The sequence below is a fragment of the Hyphococcus flavus genome (genome assembly GCF_028748065.1).
GTDB lineage: Bacteria > Pseudomonadota > Alphaproteobacteria > Caulobacterales > Parvularculaceae > Hyphococcus > Hyphococcus flavus.
In genome coordinates, this window is the sequence record NZ_CP118166.1 from 2,837,353 (window position 1) to 2,854,182 (window position 16,830).

The following is a 16,830-nucleotide window of genomic DNA, read 5'->3' on the forward strand; positions in this document are numbered from 1 at the left end:
AAGCTTCACATTTGGTTTGGGAAGGCATACTATACCCCCCTAGGGTATTCAAGCGGCGAGAATGAGATGGCTCATTGCGACAAAACTTCAACGGTCAGGCGGCTAAACCGCATAGAAGGCCAGGTACGCGGCGTCGCGCGTATGGTCGAGGACGAACGCTATTGCATCGACATTCTGCATCAGGTGCAGGCCGTCAAAGCCGCGCTTTCAAAAGTGGAAGACGCCATCCTCTCCGACCATGCCGCCCATTGCGTAGCCGAAGCGATCGCCTCTGGCGACGAGGCTGATCAACGTCAAAAATTCAGCGAGCTTGTAGATCTCTTTGGCAAAGTGAAGCGCTAGCCCTCACCCTAAGACAATCGGAACCAATAGGCCGCCTGCAAGCCAGAGAAACGCGGCCCAAGCAAACAAGCGCAAGATCCTGTCGCTCAGCGTCCCCTTATCGCTGGTCATGAAACCGGCGGTGCGCCATTTCCAGACTAGAAAAGCGCCGCTCATCGTCAAAAACCCAGCGTTCAGAAACAACGTATAATCGACTTTGAAAAATTCCCTGTCTGTTACTGAATTGGCGCTGGCGGAATCAGGCAGAAGGCCGGCGAAAGAAAACCCGAAATGCAAGATGACGGCGCACGCGACGAGAATGACCAGAAAAACGCCGAGAATATAAAGCGCCATCTTCCACCCGTAATATTGCGCCTGAATGCGCAGCACCGGCAGAACGACAAGGTCGCTGAAAATAAACGCCATTACGCCGGCGAAGCTGACGCCGTTTGAAAACAGGACTGCGGCGAGGGGAATGTTGCCCATCGATCCGATAAACGTGAAAAACGCCGCTATTGGCCCAACAATTGTTTGCGCCAAAATTTCCCAGAACGCCGGATTTTCTGATCCTGAGCCGATAAAGAGCATTTGAAAAAACGCTTTAGGCACGAACGCAGCGATAGCGCCCGCGACTGTGAAGCCGACCGTCACGTCTTTCCAGACCATTCGCCATTCCACGACGTAGCGGTTGGAGACCTTGCGCCAGCCCTCGCGTGAGCGGATCAGTTGTTTCCAGTCTGGAAGCTCTTCGGTTTCATCATCGGCTTCCTGTTCGCGCGCATGCTCTCTCGCTTTTTCGATCAGGTTTTGAGGCCGGGTGAAGCGCACGACAAGCCACATAAGCAAGATCAGAAGAATCCCGCCAAGATACTCGCCGATAACGAATTGCCAGCCGAGGAAGATGGCGATGACAATGCCAAGCTCGACTACAAGATTGGTGGAGGCAAGAAGGAAGGCGAGGGCGGGCACGATCCCGGCGCCCTTGGTGAAAAGCGATCGGGTCGTGGCCAGCGCGGCGAAGGAGCATGAGCTTGAAACAAAACCAAAGAAAGTTCCGATAGCGACGCTTTTGGGCCCCGCTTCGCCCATGCTTTTCTGCATGCGTTCGCGGGTGATAAAGACCTGGATCATGCTGGAAATGAGATAACCAAGCCCGAAAGCCCAGAAAGCCATCCAGAAAAGGCCGACCGTTGTTCTGGCGGCCTCATGCCATAGGTTCACAAAATCGCCGCTCATAGCTCATGTAACACCCGTGAGCAGAAGCCATTGCAATATTTGGTAACGGTCAAAACAGGGAAAGGCCTTGCATTCTGAAAAAGTCCGGTTAGAAGCACGCCGTCGCCTTAATTGGCGATACCTGTCCGAGACTGCGGGTGTAGGTTTCCTACTTAATCTCCCGCATAGACAGAGGGAAAAGGATCAGCCGGATTTCTTCCGGTCAAGTCCGTTGGACCTTCTGGGGCAGGCTCCGAGCGTTCGTCGCGGGAGCCTTTTTTGGTTCTCATGACAACGCGCTCAGTTGAAGCCCCTCGCGGGAAACCGCGGGGATTATCTGGGGCAGGGCTCAGTTTCCTAAGCGAAACGGCGTCTTGCCTCGCCATGAACCGAAGGGACTGCCAACATGGACAGAACCCAAAAGGCGGAAATGGTTGAATGGATCGGCGGCGTGTTCGATGCGAACACGGTTGTCGTGGTGGCGAACGGGGGCCTTTCAGTCTCTGAATTCGAATCCTTGCGCGGCGAGCTGCGCGAGGCCGGCGCTTCCATGAAAATCGTCAAGAATCGTCTCGCCAAGATCGCGATCTCCGGAAAAACTGCAGAGAAACTCTCAGACCTTTTCCAGGGACCGACCGCCATCGCGTTCTCTGAAGACCCGGTCGCAGCGGCGAAAGCCGTCAAGAAGTTCGCCAAGGACAATGAAAAGCTCAAAATCCTCGGCGGCGCCATGGGCGAAGAAATCATGGACGAGAAGGGAGTGGAGGCGCTTGCCGCCATGCCGTCTCGTGATGAGCTCATCGCTTCTATTGTCGCGACCATCACAGCTCCGGCAGCGAATATCGCCAGCGCCATCGGCGCCCCGGCGTCGAACATCGCTGGAATTCTGGAGACCCTTGAGAACCGTGAAGCGGCGTAAACCAAAATCCGAATTTTTGAATTGAACCAACGAACTAGGAACTAAAGACAATGGCTGATCTTAAAAAACTTGCTGAAGAGCTTGTCGGCCTGACGCTTCTTGAAGCGGCTGAGCTGAAAAACATTCTTAAAGACGAATACGGCATCGAACCGGCTGCGGGCGCTGTTGCGGTTGCAGCGGCTCCGGGCGGCGGCGGCGAAGCGGCTGCTGAAGAGAAAGACGAATTCGACGTCATTCTCGTTGACGCAGGCGACAAGAAAATCAACGTGATCAAAGAAGTTCGCGCGATTACGGGCCTTGGCCTCAAAGAAGCCAAAGACCTCGTCGAAGCTGGCGGCAAAGCAGTCAAGGAAGCTGCGCCGAAAGCAGAAGCCGAAGAAATCAAGAAAAAGCTGGAAGACGCCGGCGCGAAAGTCGAACTCAAGTAGTTACGGCTCTGATTTCATTCATGAAAGCCGTCGCGGGCTTGCTCGCGGCGGCTTTTTGTTGGGCCGCGTCAGGCCTGGCGCTTTTGTCTGCATAGGCGCCAGCGGCTTTTTGTGATAATGTGACACCGTCCCGGAGATAAAATTGGGGCAAAATTTTTACAATCGGGGGGTTGCAGCCGCTTGCCGGCGCGCCTAATAAACACGTTCGCCGCCGACGGGAGTTCCGCCGGCGGTTTTCAGGCTTTGCGGCGACGTGCTTCGGTTAATCGAGATTTGAAAATTTAGTCATCCGCGACCCGCGGTCGAACCTGGTCCGGCCTGCGGTCGTTTTTGCGCACTCATTTACCCTGTTTGAAGCGGCGGGGAGCTGACGTGTCGCTGAGATGGCTTCCGTTTATGAGGATAAAGATGGCGCAATCCTTCGTAGAGAAGAAACGCATTCGGAAAAATTTCGGCCGCATTGGCGATGCGGCGCCCATGCCGAACCTGATTCAGGTTCAAAAAGACTCGTACGAGCAGTTCCTGCAGCGCTTCGTAAAACACGAAGACCGCGCCATTGACGGGCTTGAGGCTGTATTCCGCTCGGTGTTCCCGATCTCCGATTTTACGGAGACGGCTACGCTTGAATACGTATCCTACGAATTCGAAGACCCGAAATACGATACGGAAGAGTGTCAGCAGCGCGACATGACCTATGCCGCGCCTTTGAAGGTGACGCTGCGGCTCATCGTTTTTGAAGTCGACGAGGAAACCGGCGCCAAGTCCGTCAAGGACATCAAAGAACAGGAAGTCTATATGGGCGACATGCCGCTCATGACGGACAACGGCACGTTTATCGTCAACGGCACCGAGCGAGTTATCGTCTCCCAGATGCACCGCAGCCCAGGCGTTTTCTTTGACCATGACCGCGGCAAGACCCATTCGTCAGGCAAGCTGCTCTTTGCCGCGCGGATCATCCCTTATCGCGGCTCGTGGCTCGATTTCGAATTTGACGCCAAGGACATCGTCAATGTCCGCATCGACCGCCGCCGCAAGCTGCCGGCGACGACGCTTCTCTACGCGCTCGGCATGGATCAGGAAGAGATCCTCGACGAATTCTACGACCGCGTCACGCATAAGAAGATCAAGACTGGCTGGACAATGCCCTACAATCCTGAGCGCTGGAAAGGCGTGAAGGTTGAGCGCGACCTCATTAACGCCAAGAATGGCGAAGTGGTTCTGGAAGCTGGCAAAAAGCTTTCCGCGCGCGCCGCCAAAAAGCTTCAGGAAGACGGCTTGAAAGACCTCCTTCTTTCCGATGAAGAGATGGCCGGCCGCTATTTTGCATCCGACCTTGTCAATTTCGACAATGGCGAGATCTACGCTGAAGCCGGTGAAGAAATCACGGCCGACCACATCGAAACGTTCGAAGAGATTGGCATCAATTCTTTCGACACGATCGACGTGGATCACGTGAATATCGGCGGTTATGTCCGCAATTCCTTGAACGCCGATAAAAACCGCAACCGCGATATGGCGCTGATCGACATTTATCGCGTCATGCGTCCGGGCGAGCCGCCAACGCTCGAAACGGCGGAAGGCCTGTTCTATTCGCTGTTCTTTGACCCGGAACGCTACGACCTGTCGTCTGTTGGCCGGGTGAAAATGAATATACGTCTCGGCTTCGAGACGGAGGATACGCTGCGCACATTACGTAAAGAGGACATTCTTTCCGTTCTCAAAACGCTGGTGAACCTTCGCGACGGCCGTGGCGACATCGACGATATCGATAACCTCGGCAATCGCCGGGTTCGCTCTGTCGGCGAGCTGATGGAAAACCAGTATCGCATTGGCCTCCTGCGCATGGAGCGTGCGATCAAGGAGCGCATGTCGAGCGCTGAGCTCGATACGCTGATGCCGCACGATCTGATCAATGCGAAACCTGCTGCTGCAGCGGTTCGCGAATTCTTCGGGTCATCCCAGCTTTCGCAGTTCATGGACCAGACCAATCCGCTGTCGGAAATCACGCATAAGCGTCGTCTTTCGGCGCTCGGCCCTGGCGGCCTGACCCGTGAGCGCGCAGGCTTTGAGGTCCGCGACGTTCATCCGACGCACTATGGCCGCATCTGTCCGATTGAAACGCCGGAAGGCCCGAACATTGGTCTCATCAACTCGCTGGCGACCCATGCTCAGGTCAACAAATACGGCTTTATTGAAAGCCCTTATCGCCGCGTCATCGACGGCAAAGTGACGGACGACGTCATTTATCTGTCCGCGATGGAAGAGCAACGCTTCGCTATCGCGCAGGCGAATGCTGAAGTCAGTGACAGCGGCAAGCTGATGAACGAGTTCGTCAACTGCCGCGTCGGCGGCGACGCGACTCTCGTTCCGCGCGAAGACGTGGCTTATATCGACGTCTCGCCGAAACAGCTCGTTTCGGTCGCGGCCGCGCTTATCCCGTTCCTTGAGAACGACGACGCGAACCGCGCGCTCATGGGTTCGAATATGCAGCGTCAGGCCGTTCCGCTGTTGCAGGCTGAGGCGCCGTTCGTAGGCACCGGCATGGAAAGCATTGTTGCGCGTGATTCCGGCGCCGCCGTTTCGGCTCGACGTCCGGGCATTGTCGAGCAAGTCGATGCGCAACGCATTGTTATTCGCGCCACGGAAGAAAAAGACCCAACCAAGCCGGGCGTCGATATTTACAATCTGCGCAAATTCCAGCGTTCGAACCAGAACACCTGCATCAACCAGCGTCCGCTGGTGAAAATTGGCGACGTGGTTCGTGAAGGCGATATCATCGCTGATGGTCCGTCAACGGATCTTGGTGAGCTCGCGCTTGGCAAGAACGTGCTCGTCGCGTTCATGCCATGGAATGGATATAACTTTGAGGACTCGATCCTCATCTCTGAGCGCATCGTGCGCGACGACGTGTTCACGTCCATCCACATCGAGGAATTCGAAGTGATGGCGCGCGACACCAAGCTGGGTCCGGAAGAAATCACTCGCGACATTCCGAACGTATCGGAAGAAGCGCTGCGTAACCTCGACGAAGCGGGCATTGTCGCTATCGGCGCCGAAGTTCATCCGGGCGATATTCTGGTTGGCAAGATCACGCCGAAAGGCGAATCGCCAATGACGCCGGAAGAAAAGCTTCTGCGCGCCATCTTTGGTGAGAAAGCTTCCGACGTTCGCGATACGTCATTGAAACTGCCGCCGGGCGTCGCCGGTACCGTTGTGGAAGTTCGCGTCTTTAACCGTCACGGTGTCGACAAGGACGAGCGCGCCATCGCCATCGAGCGCGAAGAAGTCGAACGCCTCGCCAAGGACCGCGATGACGAACTCGCGATCCTTGAGCGGAACGTTTACGGACGCTTGAAGCCATTGCTGCTTGGCAAAGACGCTGTTTCCGGACCGAAAGGTTTTGAAAAGGGCGCCGTTACGGAAGAGGTGCTGGAACAGCAACTTTCCCGTGGTCAGTGGTGGAAGATCGGCGTCGCTGACGACAATGTCATGGGCGAAATCGAAGCGCTGAAAAAGCAGTACGACGAATCGAAAGCGCGCCTTGAGGCCCGCTTCGAGGACAAGGTCGACAAGCTGAAGCGCGGCGACGAACTCCCCCCTGGCGTCATGAAGATGGTCAAGGTCTTTGTCGCGGTGAAGCGCAAGCTGCAGCCGGGCGACAAGATGGCCGGCCGTCACGGCAACAAGGGCGTGATCTCGAAAATCGCGCCGATGGAGGACATGCCGTTCCTTGAAGATGGAACGCCGGTCGACATCGTGCTCAATCCGCTGGGCGTGCCGTCACGCATGAATGTGGGGCAGATTCTCGAAACCCACCTCGGCTGGGCGTGTCGCGGTCTTGGTCACCAGATCGGGCAGGTGCTCGAAGAATGGGATCAAGGCTCGAAAACCCGTGACGACCTCGTTGCTCAGTTCAAGGATGTTTACGGCGATGATCAGGTTCTTCCGCGCTCCAATGAGGAGCTGAAGGAACTCGGCCAGAACCTCATCCGCGGCGTGCCGATTGCAACGCCTGTGTTTGACGGCGCCAATGAAGAAGACATTCTGGAAATGTTGAAACGCGCCGGTCTTGATGCGTCTGGTCAGGTGACGCTGTTTGACGGTCGAACCGGCGAGACGTTCAAGCGTAAGGTGACGGTGGGCTACAAGTATCTGCTCAAGCTTCACCACCTGGTCGACGACAAGATTCACGCGCGTTCGATTGGCCCATACTCGCTCGTTACCCAGCAGCCGCTGGGCGGCAAGGCGCAGTTCGGCGGTCAGCGCTTCGGCGAGATGGAAGTCTGGGCGCTCGAAGCCTATGGCGCGGCCTACACGCTACAGGAAATGCTCACTGTGAAGTCGGACGACGTCGCCGGCCGCACGAAAGTCTATGAGGCCATCGTCCGCGGCGATGATAGCTTCGAGGCGGGCATTCCGGAAAGCTTCAACGTGCTCGTCAAAGAGATGCGTTCGCTCGGCCTTAATGTCGAGCTTCAGAACGGGTAAGAGAATGCCTATCCGTCTGTCTCAGTTTCTGCCGATGTTCGTTGCTTATGTAGCAATGACGGTGTCTGGATATGCAGATGGGCTTGAACAAATTGTAGAAGTGCAATGCGTAGAGGATGCGGATTATTTCACTGCGACGGGGAAGATGGTCTCAGCGGATTATTTTCAGACTGATGCTGCGCAAATGGAAGAAGTCTTGGCTGGTCATGGAGTCTTTACATTGAGCAAGCTCGCTTCATCGCCAGTTACATGCCGTGTGGGCGAGCACTTGGTGAAGGTTCATGCCGAGATTGGTCCCTATCGGACGCAGGGTCGCTGCATTACAGAAGTTAGCGGCAATATTTTTGTTGAACTTGATGATGAAAAGATTGCTGTCGCCAAATTACCCAGCGCTTGTCTTGATCCCGGTTGGAGTGAGATCGAGATAAACAAGCGTTGGATTAAGGTCACGGAGTTTGCTGGAGGCAATGGCGAGCCTCTGTCGAGCGAGTTCCAGTTTAAGCATTTTGCTGAGTAGGAGCGCGTCAAGCGCGCTTCCATCGAAGGAGCAGACTTCATGTCACAGGAACTTCTGAACGTATTTAATCCGACTGCCCCCGCGCAGACGTTCAACAAGATCCGTATTTCGTTAGCGAGCCCGGAGAAAATTCTCTCCTGGTCGTTTGGCGAAATCAAAAAGCCTGAAACCATCAACTACCGCACCTTCAAGCCGGAGCGTGACGGCCTGTTCTGCGCGCGCATCTTCGGTCCGGTAAAGGACTACGAATGCCTCTGCGGCAAATACAAGCGCATGAAGTACAAAGGCATCGTGTGTGAAAAGTGCGGTGTCGAAGTCACCCTGACGAAAGTTCGCCGCGAGCGCATGGGCCATATCGAACTTGCAGCGCCTTGCGCGCATATTTGGTTCCTGAAGTCGCTGCCGTCGCGCATCTCGCTGATGCTCGACATGACGCTGAAAGACCTCGAGCGCGTTCTTTATTTTGAACAGTACATTGTGATTGAGCCGGGCCTCACCGCGCTGACGCCGAACCAGCTTCTGACGGAAGAAGAATATCTGCAGGCGCAGGAAGAATACGGCGAGGATTCCTTCACCGCCGGAATCGGCGCCGAAGCGATCCGCGAAATCCTGTCGAATATCGACATGGAAGCAGAAGCTGAAAAGCTGCGCGTTGAGATCGCCGAGTCGACGTCGGAACTCAAAACCAAGAAATACGCAAAACGCCTGAAACTGATCACGGCTTTCCTTGAGTCCGGCAACCGCCCGGAATGGATGATCATGACGGTTATCCCGGTGATCCCGCCGGAATTGCGCCCGCTTGTGCCGCTCGATGGCGGCCGCTTCGCGACGTCTGACCTCAACGATCTTTATCGACGGGTTATCAACCGCAACAACCGCCTGAAACGCCTGATCGAACTGCGTGCGCCGGACATTATCGTGCGCAACGAAAAGCGCATGCTGCAGGAATCTGTCGATGCGCTGTTCGATAACGGCCGCCGCGGCCGCGTCATCACCGGCACCAACAAGCGTCCGCTGAAATCGCTGTCTGACATGCTGAAAGGCAAGCAGGGCCGCTTCCGCCAGAACCTTCTCGGCAAACGCGTCGATTATTCCGGCCGTTCGGTGATCGTTGTCGGTCCGGAACTGAAACTGCATGAATGCGGCCTGCCGAAGAAGATGGCGCTCGAACTCTTCAAGCCGTTCATCTATTCGCGCCTCGACGCTAAGGGTCTCTCGGCCACGGTCAAACAGGCGAAAAAGCTTGTCGAAAAAGAACGCCCTGAAGTCTGGGATATTCTCGACGAGGTGATCCGCGAGCACCCTGTTATGTTGAACCGGGCGCCGACGCTCCACCGTCTTGGCATTCAGGCGTTCGAGCCGAAACTCATTGAAGGCAAGGCGATCCAGCTTCACCCGCTGGTCTGTACCGCGTTCAACGCTGACTTCGACGGCGACCAGATGGCGGTGCACGTGCCGCTGTCGCTTGAAGCGCAGCTCGAAGCGCGCGTCCTGATGATGTCGACCAACAATATTCTTTCGCCGGCCAACGGCAAGCCGATCATTGTGCCGTCGCAGGATATCGTTCTCGGTCTTTACTACATCACCATGGATAAAGAGGGCGAGCCGGGCGAGGGCAAGGTTTTCGGAACGCTGGAAGAAATCGAACACGCGCTCGACGCCGGCGTCGTCACGCTGCACTCCAAAATCAAGGCGCGCTGGAACACGGTTGACGAACACGGCGACCCGATCAGCGAGGTCGTTGATACAACGCCGGGCCGGATGAAAGTGGCGCAGGTTCTGCCGCGTAACTCTGATGTGCCGTTTTCCGTGGTCAATCAGCTCCTGACCAAAAAAACCATTCAGGGCCTCATCGATATCGTTTATCGTCACTGCGGTCAGAAGAAGACAGTTATCTTTGCTGACCACATCATGGATCTTGGTTTCAAGGAAGCCTGTAAGGCCGGCATCTCTTTCGGCAAGGACGACGTTGTCATTCCTGAAGCCAAGCGCAAGCTGGTTGAGGAAACCCGTGCGCAGGTGTCAGAATTCGAACAGCAATATGCTGAAGGTCTGATCACGCGCGGTGAGAAGTACAACAAAGTCATCGACGCCTGGGCGAAGTGTACGGACAAAATCGCCGATGCGATGATGGATGAAATCTCCGAAACGAAATTCGATCCGGAGACAAAACGCCAGCTAGAGCCGAACTCCATCTACATGATGTCCCACTCAGGGGCTCGAGGCTCGCCCACGCAGATGCGTCAGCTCGGCGCCATGCGCGGCCTGATGGCGAAGCCTTCCGGCGAAATCATCGAAACGCCGATCACGTCGAACTTTAAAGAAGGCCTCACGGTTCTTGAATACTTCAACTCGACCCACGGAGCGCGGAAAGGTCTTGCCGACACCGCGTTGAAGACGGCGAACTCAGGTTACCTGACGCGCCGTCTGGTTGACGTGGCGCAGGATTGCATCGTCCGCGAAATCGATTGCGGCACCACCAACGGCATCACGCTTGAGGCGGTTGTTCGCTCCGGTGAAATTGTCGTGCCGTTGTCACAGATCATTCTTGGCCGGACATTGCTGGAAGACATCACTCATCCGGAAACGGGCGAAGTTCTCGGCAAGGCCAATGACGAGGTAGATGAAGCGCAAGCCGAAGAGATCGAAGGCGCTGGGCTGCAGAAGGTCCGCGTACGTTCAGTCCTGACGTGCGATTCCAAAGTCGGCGTTTGTGCGAAATGCTACGGTCGTGACCTTGCTCGCGGGTGTCCGGTTAATATCGGCGAATCTGTCGGCGTCATCGCGGCGCAGTCGATCGGCGAACCGGGTACGCAGCTTACCATGCGTACGTTCCACGTTGGCGGCACGGCGCAGGTCGGCGACACGTCGTTCATCGAGGCGAGCCACGAGGGTACAGTCAAGCTCGATGGTGGCAATGTGCTGAAAAACTCCGATGGCGATCTGGTCGTCATGGGACGCAACACGCTCGTCAAAATCCTCGACAGCGACGGCAAGGAACACGCATCCTACAAAGTATCGTACGGCGCCAAGTTGCGCGCCGCAGACGGATCGAAAGTCACGCGCGGTCAGCGCCTCGCTGACTGGGATCCGTACACCATGCCGATCCTGACGGAGCTTGCCGGTAAGATTAAGTTCGAAGACCTTCAAGAAGGGTTCTCGATGCAGGTTGTCGCCGATGAAGCGACGGGTATCGCCAGCCGCGTTGTTACTGATTGGCGCGCGAACCCGCGTGCGGCTGACATGAAACCGGCTATCGTCATTGTCGATGACAAGGGCGAGCCGCTGAAACTCTCTTCAGGCGGCGAGGCGCGCTACATGTTGCCGGTCGAAGCGGTTCTTTCCGTCGAAGACGGTGAAGACATCCGTCCGGGCGACGTGCTCGCGCGTATCCCGACCGAGGGCGCCAAGACCCGCGACATTACCGGCGGTCTGCCGCGTGTGGCGGAACTGTTCGAAGCGCGCCGGCCGAAAGACCACGCCATCATCGCCAATGTCGACGGCAAGGTTGAGTTTGGCCGCGACTACAAGAACAAACGCCGCATCAAGATCATCCCGACCGATGAAAGCCTTGAGCCGTCTGATTATCTCGTTCCGAAAGGCCGCCATATCGCGGTTCAGGATGGCGACTTCATCGCCAAGGGCGAATATCTGATGGACGGCAATCCGGCGCCGCATGACATTCTTGCGATCATGGGGATCGAGGCTTTGGCCGACTTCCTCATCGATGAAATCCAGGAAGTTTACCGTCTGCAGGGCGTGCCGATTAACGACAAACACATTGAGGTTATCGTTCGCCAGATGCTGCAAAAGGTCGAGATCACCGATCCCGGCGAGTCGCTCTTCCTGAAAGAAGAGCAAATCGACAAGCTTGAGTTCGAAGAAATGAACGCCAAGCTGGAAGATCAGGGCAAGCGTCCGGCGCAGGCAATGCCGGTTCTGCTCGGCATCACCAAGGCGTCTCTGCAGACCCGCTCATTCATCTCTGCGGCGTCGTTCCAGGAAACGACACGCGTTCTGACCGACGCAGCGGTAAACGGCAAGATCGACACGCTGGAAGGCCTTAAAGAGAACGTCATTGTTGGACGTCTCATCCCGGCCGGTACTGGCGGGGCCATGTCCCGTCATCAGGTAGAGGCCGAGCGCCGCGACCAGGTGCTGCTCGAAGAACGCGCCAAGCGCGCAGGCGTTTCCGATACGCCGGCTCTTGAAGGTCCGTCGGAAGACGCGCCTGAAGAGCCTGTGGCGGAAGAAACTGTTAGTCAGGACGCTGCGGAATAAGCGTTTGAGCACGTCTCAAAACATTTACGGCGGCCCTAGGGCCGCCGTTTTTGTAGTAACCAATATGCGCGGCCTCGAGGCAATTTTCCGGCTCGTTCTCATGGCCGGATAAATTGACAATTCCATTCATACGAATAAGCACCGGGGATGGCCGTGCAACCGTTTGATTATCTTCTCGCCATACAAATTCCCGTATTTCGGGACGGCGACCGGTTGTTTTATCAAACGGACTGGCATCGCGCCTTGTCCTTACTGCGTGAATCGTTAGGTGATCACATCAATCGCTTGAAAGTTGTGGCGCCGGTTCTGCCAGCGAGCGGTCCAAGCTCGCATTTGCTGCAACCTGCTGACAGTCTTGATATCGAGGCCATCCCCTCAATTCCGCTCGATTGCCGAGCTGCAGCCTATTGGGTGAAGTATCGGAACATCTGGCGCAATGATGTGGCGCGGGCGGCAGAAGGCTGCGCAATCGGTCATTTTGCCTGCAATGATAATATTCGCACACTTGATCTTGATGCATTCAAGGTAGGGCGCGCCGCGAAACTAATGACTGTGTTTTTTCGCGATGTGGATGAGCGCGTGCGCATTCCACAAGCGGCCCAAGCGTTGGGGCGTGGGTTGACACTAAAAGAGCGCGTCTATCTCGAAATTGATGACAGGGCCGTCAAATATTGCGTTCGCCATGCCGATTTATCTTTTCTGAAGGGGCGTTCGCTGATTTCGCGGTACGGCGTTTACAGCAATAATGTCCACGATATAGCCGATACCTCATACAGCCTGCATGACGTCATCGATTCAACGCTTGTGGAGCGCAGGACAGCGAGTATGAAGGGTGATCGGCCTTTACGGCTGGTCTATTGCGGCCGTCTTGAGCCCATAAAGGGCGTTGAGGCTGGGATTCGGATAGTCGCAAAAGCGCGTGAAGCCGGCGCGAACGTTACCTTCGATATTATCGGCCAGGGCTCTCAACGACAGCGTCTGGAAGAGGTGACGGCTGAACTAGGGGCGTCAGAAGCTATACGGTTTTTAGGAGCCATAGCTTACGGCCCTGAGTTGATCAGAAGCCTGGCTGAATATGATGCCCTCCTGTTCACGCCCACAGCGGAAGAAACCCCCCGGATGATCTTCGATGGGTATGCCGCAGGACTGCCGTTAATAGGCTTTGATATCCCATATTGTGTCGAAAGGGCTGAGACGGATGCGGCGGCGGTGTTGATGCCTTTCAGTCACATCAACAAGAGCGCTGCTGTATTGGCCAATCTGGACAAGAATCGCCATGAATTGGCTGTGGCCGCGCAAAAAGCGCTGAAGGCGGGCAGGGCGAACGCCGTAGATGTCTGGTACAAAAGACGAGCTGAATTAACCCTGGAAACGCTGCATAAAAGCCGCCCTTAGCCTGCCGTTGGATAATTCGTAAGAAATCAGCGGAAAAAGCCGGTTGGCGTATTGACCCACGCGATTCGCACAGTTATGTCTCGCGCCGCTGAATGGCTGGCCGTCAGGGGTTTCTCTCGAAACGCCGCTGAAACGCAGCCGCTTTTAGCTGAAGACAGTTTGTATTTTTGAGCGGCGTTCCGCCAGACGGGGCCCCGCTCGTTTGCGTCGTGGGTCACGTAGGTCCATGGCGCGCGAGTTTTTAGATTTGGCGCCCGCGAGAAGCGTAGCCGGAGACAGGTGAATGCCGACGATACAACAGCTTATCCGTAAGCCGCGAAAACCAAAGCGCGCGATTAACAAAGTGCCGGCTTTGGAAGGCAACCCGCAAAAGCGGGGCGTGTGCACGCGCGTTTACACAACGACACCGAAAAAGCCGAACTCGGCGCTTCGTAAGGTTGCAAAGATTCGTCTGACCAACGGCTATGAAGTCATCGGTTATATCCCGGGCGAGGGCCACAATTTGCAGGAGCACTCGGTTGTGCTGATCCGCGGCGGCCGCGTGAAGGACCTTCCGGGCGTTCGCTATCATATCATTCGTGGCGTTCTTGACACCCAGGGCGTCAAAGACCGCAAGCAGCGCCGTTCGAAGTACGGCGCCAAGCGTCCGAAGTAAGGGATTTAAGAGATGTCACGTCGTCACCGCGCAGAAAAACGCGTCGTTCATCCGGATCCTAAATTCGGAGACAAGACGGTTTCCAAGTTCATGAACTACGTCATGGTCGACGGCAAAAAGCCGGCGGCTGAAAAGATTGTCTACGGCGCTTTTGACAAGATTGAAGGCAAGCTGCGCCGTCCGCCGGTCGAGCTGTTTAAAGAAGCGCTCGACAATGTTACGCCGGCGATTGAGGTTCGTTCACGTCGTGTTGGCGGTGCGACCTATCAGGTACCGGTCGAGGTTCGTCCGGACCGCAAATTGGCGCTCGCCATGCGCTGGATCATCTCGGCTGCGCGCTCGCGCAATGAAACGACGATGGTCGACAGGCTTTCGAATGAGTTGATGGACGCCGCCCAGAACCGGGGCGCGGCTGTCAAAAAACGCGAAGACACGCACCGGATGGCAGAGGCCAACCGCGCGTTCTCGCATTATCGCTGGTAACGGAATTCAAGGGTAAGGGCTTTTAGCCATGTCGCGCACGCATAAAATTGAGGACTATCGCAACTTCGGCATTATGGCCCACATTGATGCGGGCAAGACGACAACAACCGAGCGCGTCCTTTATTACACAGGCAAGTCCCACAAAATCGGCGAAGTCCATGACGGCGCCGCGACCATGGACTGGATGGAGCAAGAGCAGGAGCGCGGCATCACGATCACGTCCGCTGCAACGACGTGCTTCTGGAATGACAAGCGCCTGAACATTATCGATACGCCAGGACACGTTGACTTCACTATTGAGGTTGAGCGTTCCCTACGCGTGCTTGATGGCGCTGTGGCGCTTCTTGACGCCAATGCCGGTGTTGAGCCGCAAACGGAAACCGTCTGGCGTCAGGGCGATAAGTATCATGTCCCGCGCATGTTCTTCATCAACAAGATGGATAAGCTTGGCGCTGATTTCTATTATTCCCTCGACACGATTCATAGCCGCCTGGCGGCCAAGACAGTTGTTCTGCAGTTGCCAATTGGCGCTGAGAGCAATTTCGCCGGCGTTGTCGATCTTCTGAAAATGAAGGCGATTATCTGGGAAGAAGAAGGCCTGGGCGCTGCGTTCCATGAAGAAGACATTCCTGCCGACCTCGTCGAGAAAGCGAATGAATATCGCGAGAAGATGATCGAGACGGTCGTCGAGCTCGATGAAGAAGTGATGGAAGCTTACCTTGAAGGCAACGAGCCCGACGAAGCGACGATCAAGCGTCTGATCCGTCAGGGTACGTGCAAGGTTGAGTTCCACCCTGTGTTGTGCGGCTCCGCGTTCAAGAACAAAGGCGTCCAGCCGATGCTTGACGCTGTTGTCGATTACCTGCCGAGCCCGGTTGAGGTGCCGTCAATTCGCGGCGTCTTGCCTGACAGCGACGAAGAAGTGACACGCAAGTCTTCTGACGACGAGCCGCTTTCCATGCTGGCTTTCAAAGTCATGAATGACCCGTTTGTCGGTTCTCTTACGTTCTGCCGTATTTATTCTGGCAAGCTTGAGGCTGGCACGCAGGTCTTGAACACGGTTAAAGGCAAAAAAGAGCGCGCCGGACGAATGCTCCAGATGCACTCTAACAGCCGCGAAGAAATCAAAGAGGCTTATGCTGGCGACATCATCGCGGTTGTCGGTCTGAAAGACACAACCACGGGCGATACGCTGTGCGATCCGGCGAAACCGGTCGTGCTTGAGCGGATGGAATTCCCAGATCCGGTTATTGAATTGGCTGTCGAGCCAAAGACAAAAGCCGACCAGGAGAAAATGGGCATCGCGCTACAACGCCTTGCGGCTGAGGACCCGTCCTTCCGCGTTTCTTCCGATGAAGAGTCCGGTCAGACGATTATCAAAGGCATGGGCGAACTTCACCTCGATATCCTCGTTGATCGCATGAAGCGTGAATTCAAGGTTGAGGCGAATATTGGCGCGCCGCAGGTCGCTTATCGTGAAACGATCTCGAATGAAGCTGACATCGACTACACCCACAAGAAGCAGTCGGGTGGTTCAGGTCAGTTCGCTCGCATCAAGATGCGCGTCATTCCGCAGGAACCGGGATCGGGCTACTCTTTCGAAAGCCAGATCGTTGGCGGCTCTATTCCGAAGGAATATATTCCGGGTGTCGAAAAGGGCATCAACTCCATTCGCGAAAACGGCTTATTGGTCGGCTTCCCGATTCTCGATTTCAAGGTCGAGCTTTATGACGGCGCCTTCCACGATGTGGACTCGTCCGTGCTGGCTTTCGAAATCGCAGCACGTGGCGCGTTGCGTGAGAATAAAGCTGCGCTCGGCTTAGCGCTGCTGGAGCCTGTCATGAAGGTCGAGGTTGTCACGCCGGAAGAATACACCGGTACGGTTATTGGCGACCTTAACTCCCGCCGCGGCCAGATCCAGGAGCAGGAAATGCGCGGCAATGCGAACGTGGTCCATGCCATGGTCCCGCTCGCCAACATGTTCGGCTACGTCAACAACCTCCGTTCGGCGACGCAAGGGCGCGCGAACTACACCATGCAGTTCGATCACTACGAGCGCGTGCCGAAGGCGGTTGAAGATGAAGTCAAAGCGAAACTGGCGGGCTAGCCGGTGATGTGAGCCGCCCGC

Annotated in this window: 11 protein-coding genes; 10 read left to right on the forward strand and 1 reads right to left on the reverse strand. The window is 55.9% G+C overall.

The genetic code is table 11. The annotated features are described in order from the left end of the window. Positions 1-66 precede the first annotated feature (66 nt). Positions 67-342, forward strand: a complete 276-nt coding sequence (locus PUV54_RS13525) for a metal-sensitive transcriptional regulator (protein ID WP_274492797.1) — start codon at positions 67-69, stop codon at positions 340-342. A gap of 3 nt (positions 343-345) precedes the next feature. Here PUV54_RS13525 and PUV54_RS13530 read toward each other — a convergent pair whose 3' ends face one another. Beyond that, the gene (locus PUV54_RS13530; RefSeq protein WP_274492798.1) at positions 346-1,557 is read right to left on the reverse strand and encodes a permease; all 1,212 of its coding nucleotides are present in this window, start codon (positions 1,555-1,557) and stop codon (positions 346-348) included. A gap of 385 nt (positions 1,558-1,942) precedes the next feature. On the opposite strand from PUV54_RS13530, the gene rplJ reads away from it, so the two are divergent. The 9 genes from rplJ (at position 1,943) to fusA (ending at position 16,809) form a co-directional block, all read left to right on the forward strand. Further along, the gene (gene rplJ, locus PUV54_RS13535; protein WP_274492799.1) at positions 1,943-2,455 is read left to right on the forward strand and encodes a 50S ribosomal protein L10; all 513 of its coding nucleotides are present in this window, start codon (positions 1,943-1,945) and stop codon (positions 2,453-2,455) included. A gap of 50 nt (positions 2,456-2,505) precedes the next feature. Continuing rightward, positions 2,506-2,883, forward strand: coding sequence for a 50S ribosomal protein L7/L12 (gene rplL / locus PUV54_RS13540; RefSeq protein WP_274492800.1), 378 nt, complete (start codon positions 2,506-2,508; stop codon positions 2,881-2,883). A gap of 408 nt (positions 2,884-3,291) precedes the next feature. Beyond that, positions 3,292-7,371 (forward strand): DNA-directed RNA polymerase subunit beta, encoded by a 4,080-nt coding sequence (gene rpoB / locus PUV54_RS13545; RefSeq protein ID WP_274492801.1) that lies wholly within the window; start codon positions 3,292-3,294, stop codon positions 7,369-7,371. A gap of 4 nt (positions 7,372-7,375) precedes the next feature. Continuing rightward, on the forward strand, positions 7,376-7,888 hold the full coding sequence (locus tag PUV54_RS13550; RefSeq protein ID WP_274492802.1) for a hypothetical protein: 513 nt from the start codon (positions 7,376-7,378) through the stop codon (positions 7,886-7,888). 39 nt (positions 7,889-7,927) lie between these two features. Then, positions 7,928-12,169 carry a DNA-directed RNA polymerase subunit beta' gene (rpoC, locus tag PUV54_RS13555; protein WP_274492803.1) on the forward strand — a complete coding sequence of 1,414 codons (4,242 nt, stop codon included), beginning with the start codon at positions 7,928-7,930 and terminating at the stop codon, positions 12,167-12,169. A gap of 153 nt (positions 12,170-12,322) precedes the next feature. Next, a complete protein-coding gene (locus PUV54_RS13560) occupies positions 12,323-13,564 on the forward strand; it encodes a glycosyltransferase (protein WP_274492804.1) in 1,242 nt (413 codons plus the stop codon). Between the two features lie 283 nt (positions 13,565-13,847). After that, the gene (gene rpsL, locus PUV54_RS13565; protein ID WP_274492805.1) at positions 13,848-14,219 is read left to right on the forward strand and encodes a 30S ribosomal protein S12; all 372 of its coding nucleotides are present in this window, start codon (positions 13,848-13,850) and stop codon (positions 14,217-14,219) included. Positions 14,220-14,231: 12 nt separating this feature from the next. After that, the gene (rpsG, locus tag PUV54_RS13570; RefSeq protein ID WP_274492806.1) at positions 14,232-14,702 is read left to right on the forward strand and encodes a 30S ribosomal protein S7; all 471 of its coding nucleotides are present in this window, start codon (positions 14,232-14,234) and stop codon (positions 14,700-14,702) included. Between the two features lie 28 nt (positions 14,703-14,730). Further along, positions 14,731-16,809 (forward strand): elongation factor G, encoded by a 2,079-nt coding sequence (fusA, locus tag PUV54_RS13575; protein ID WP_274492807.1) that lies wholly within the window; start codon positions 14,731-14,733, stop codon positions 16,807-16,809. The last annotated feature ends 21 nt before the right edge of the window (positions 16,810-16,830 follow it).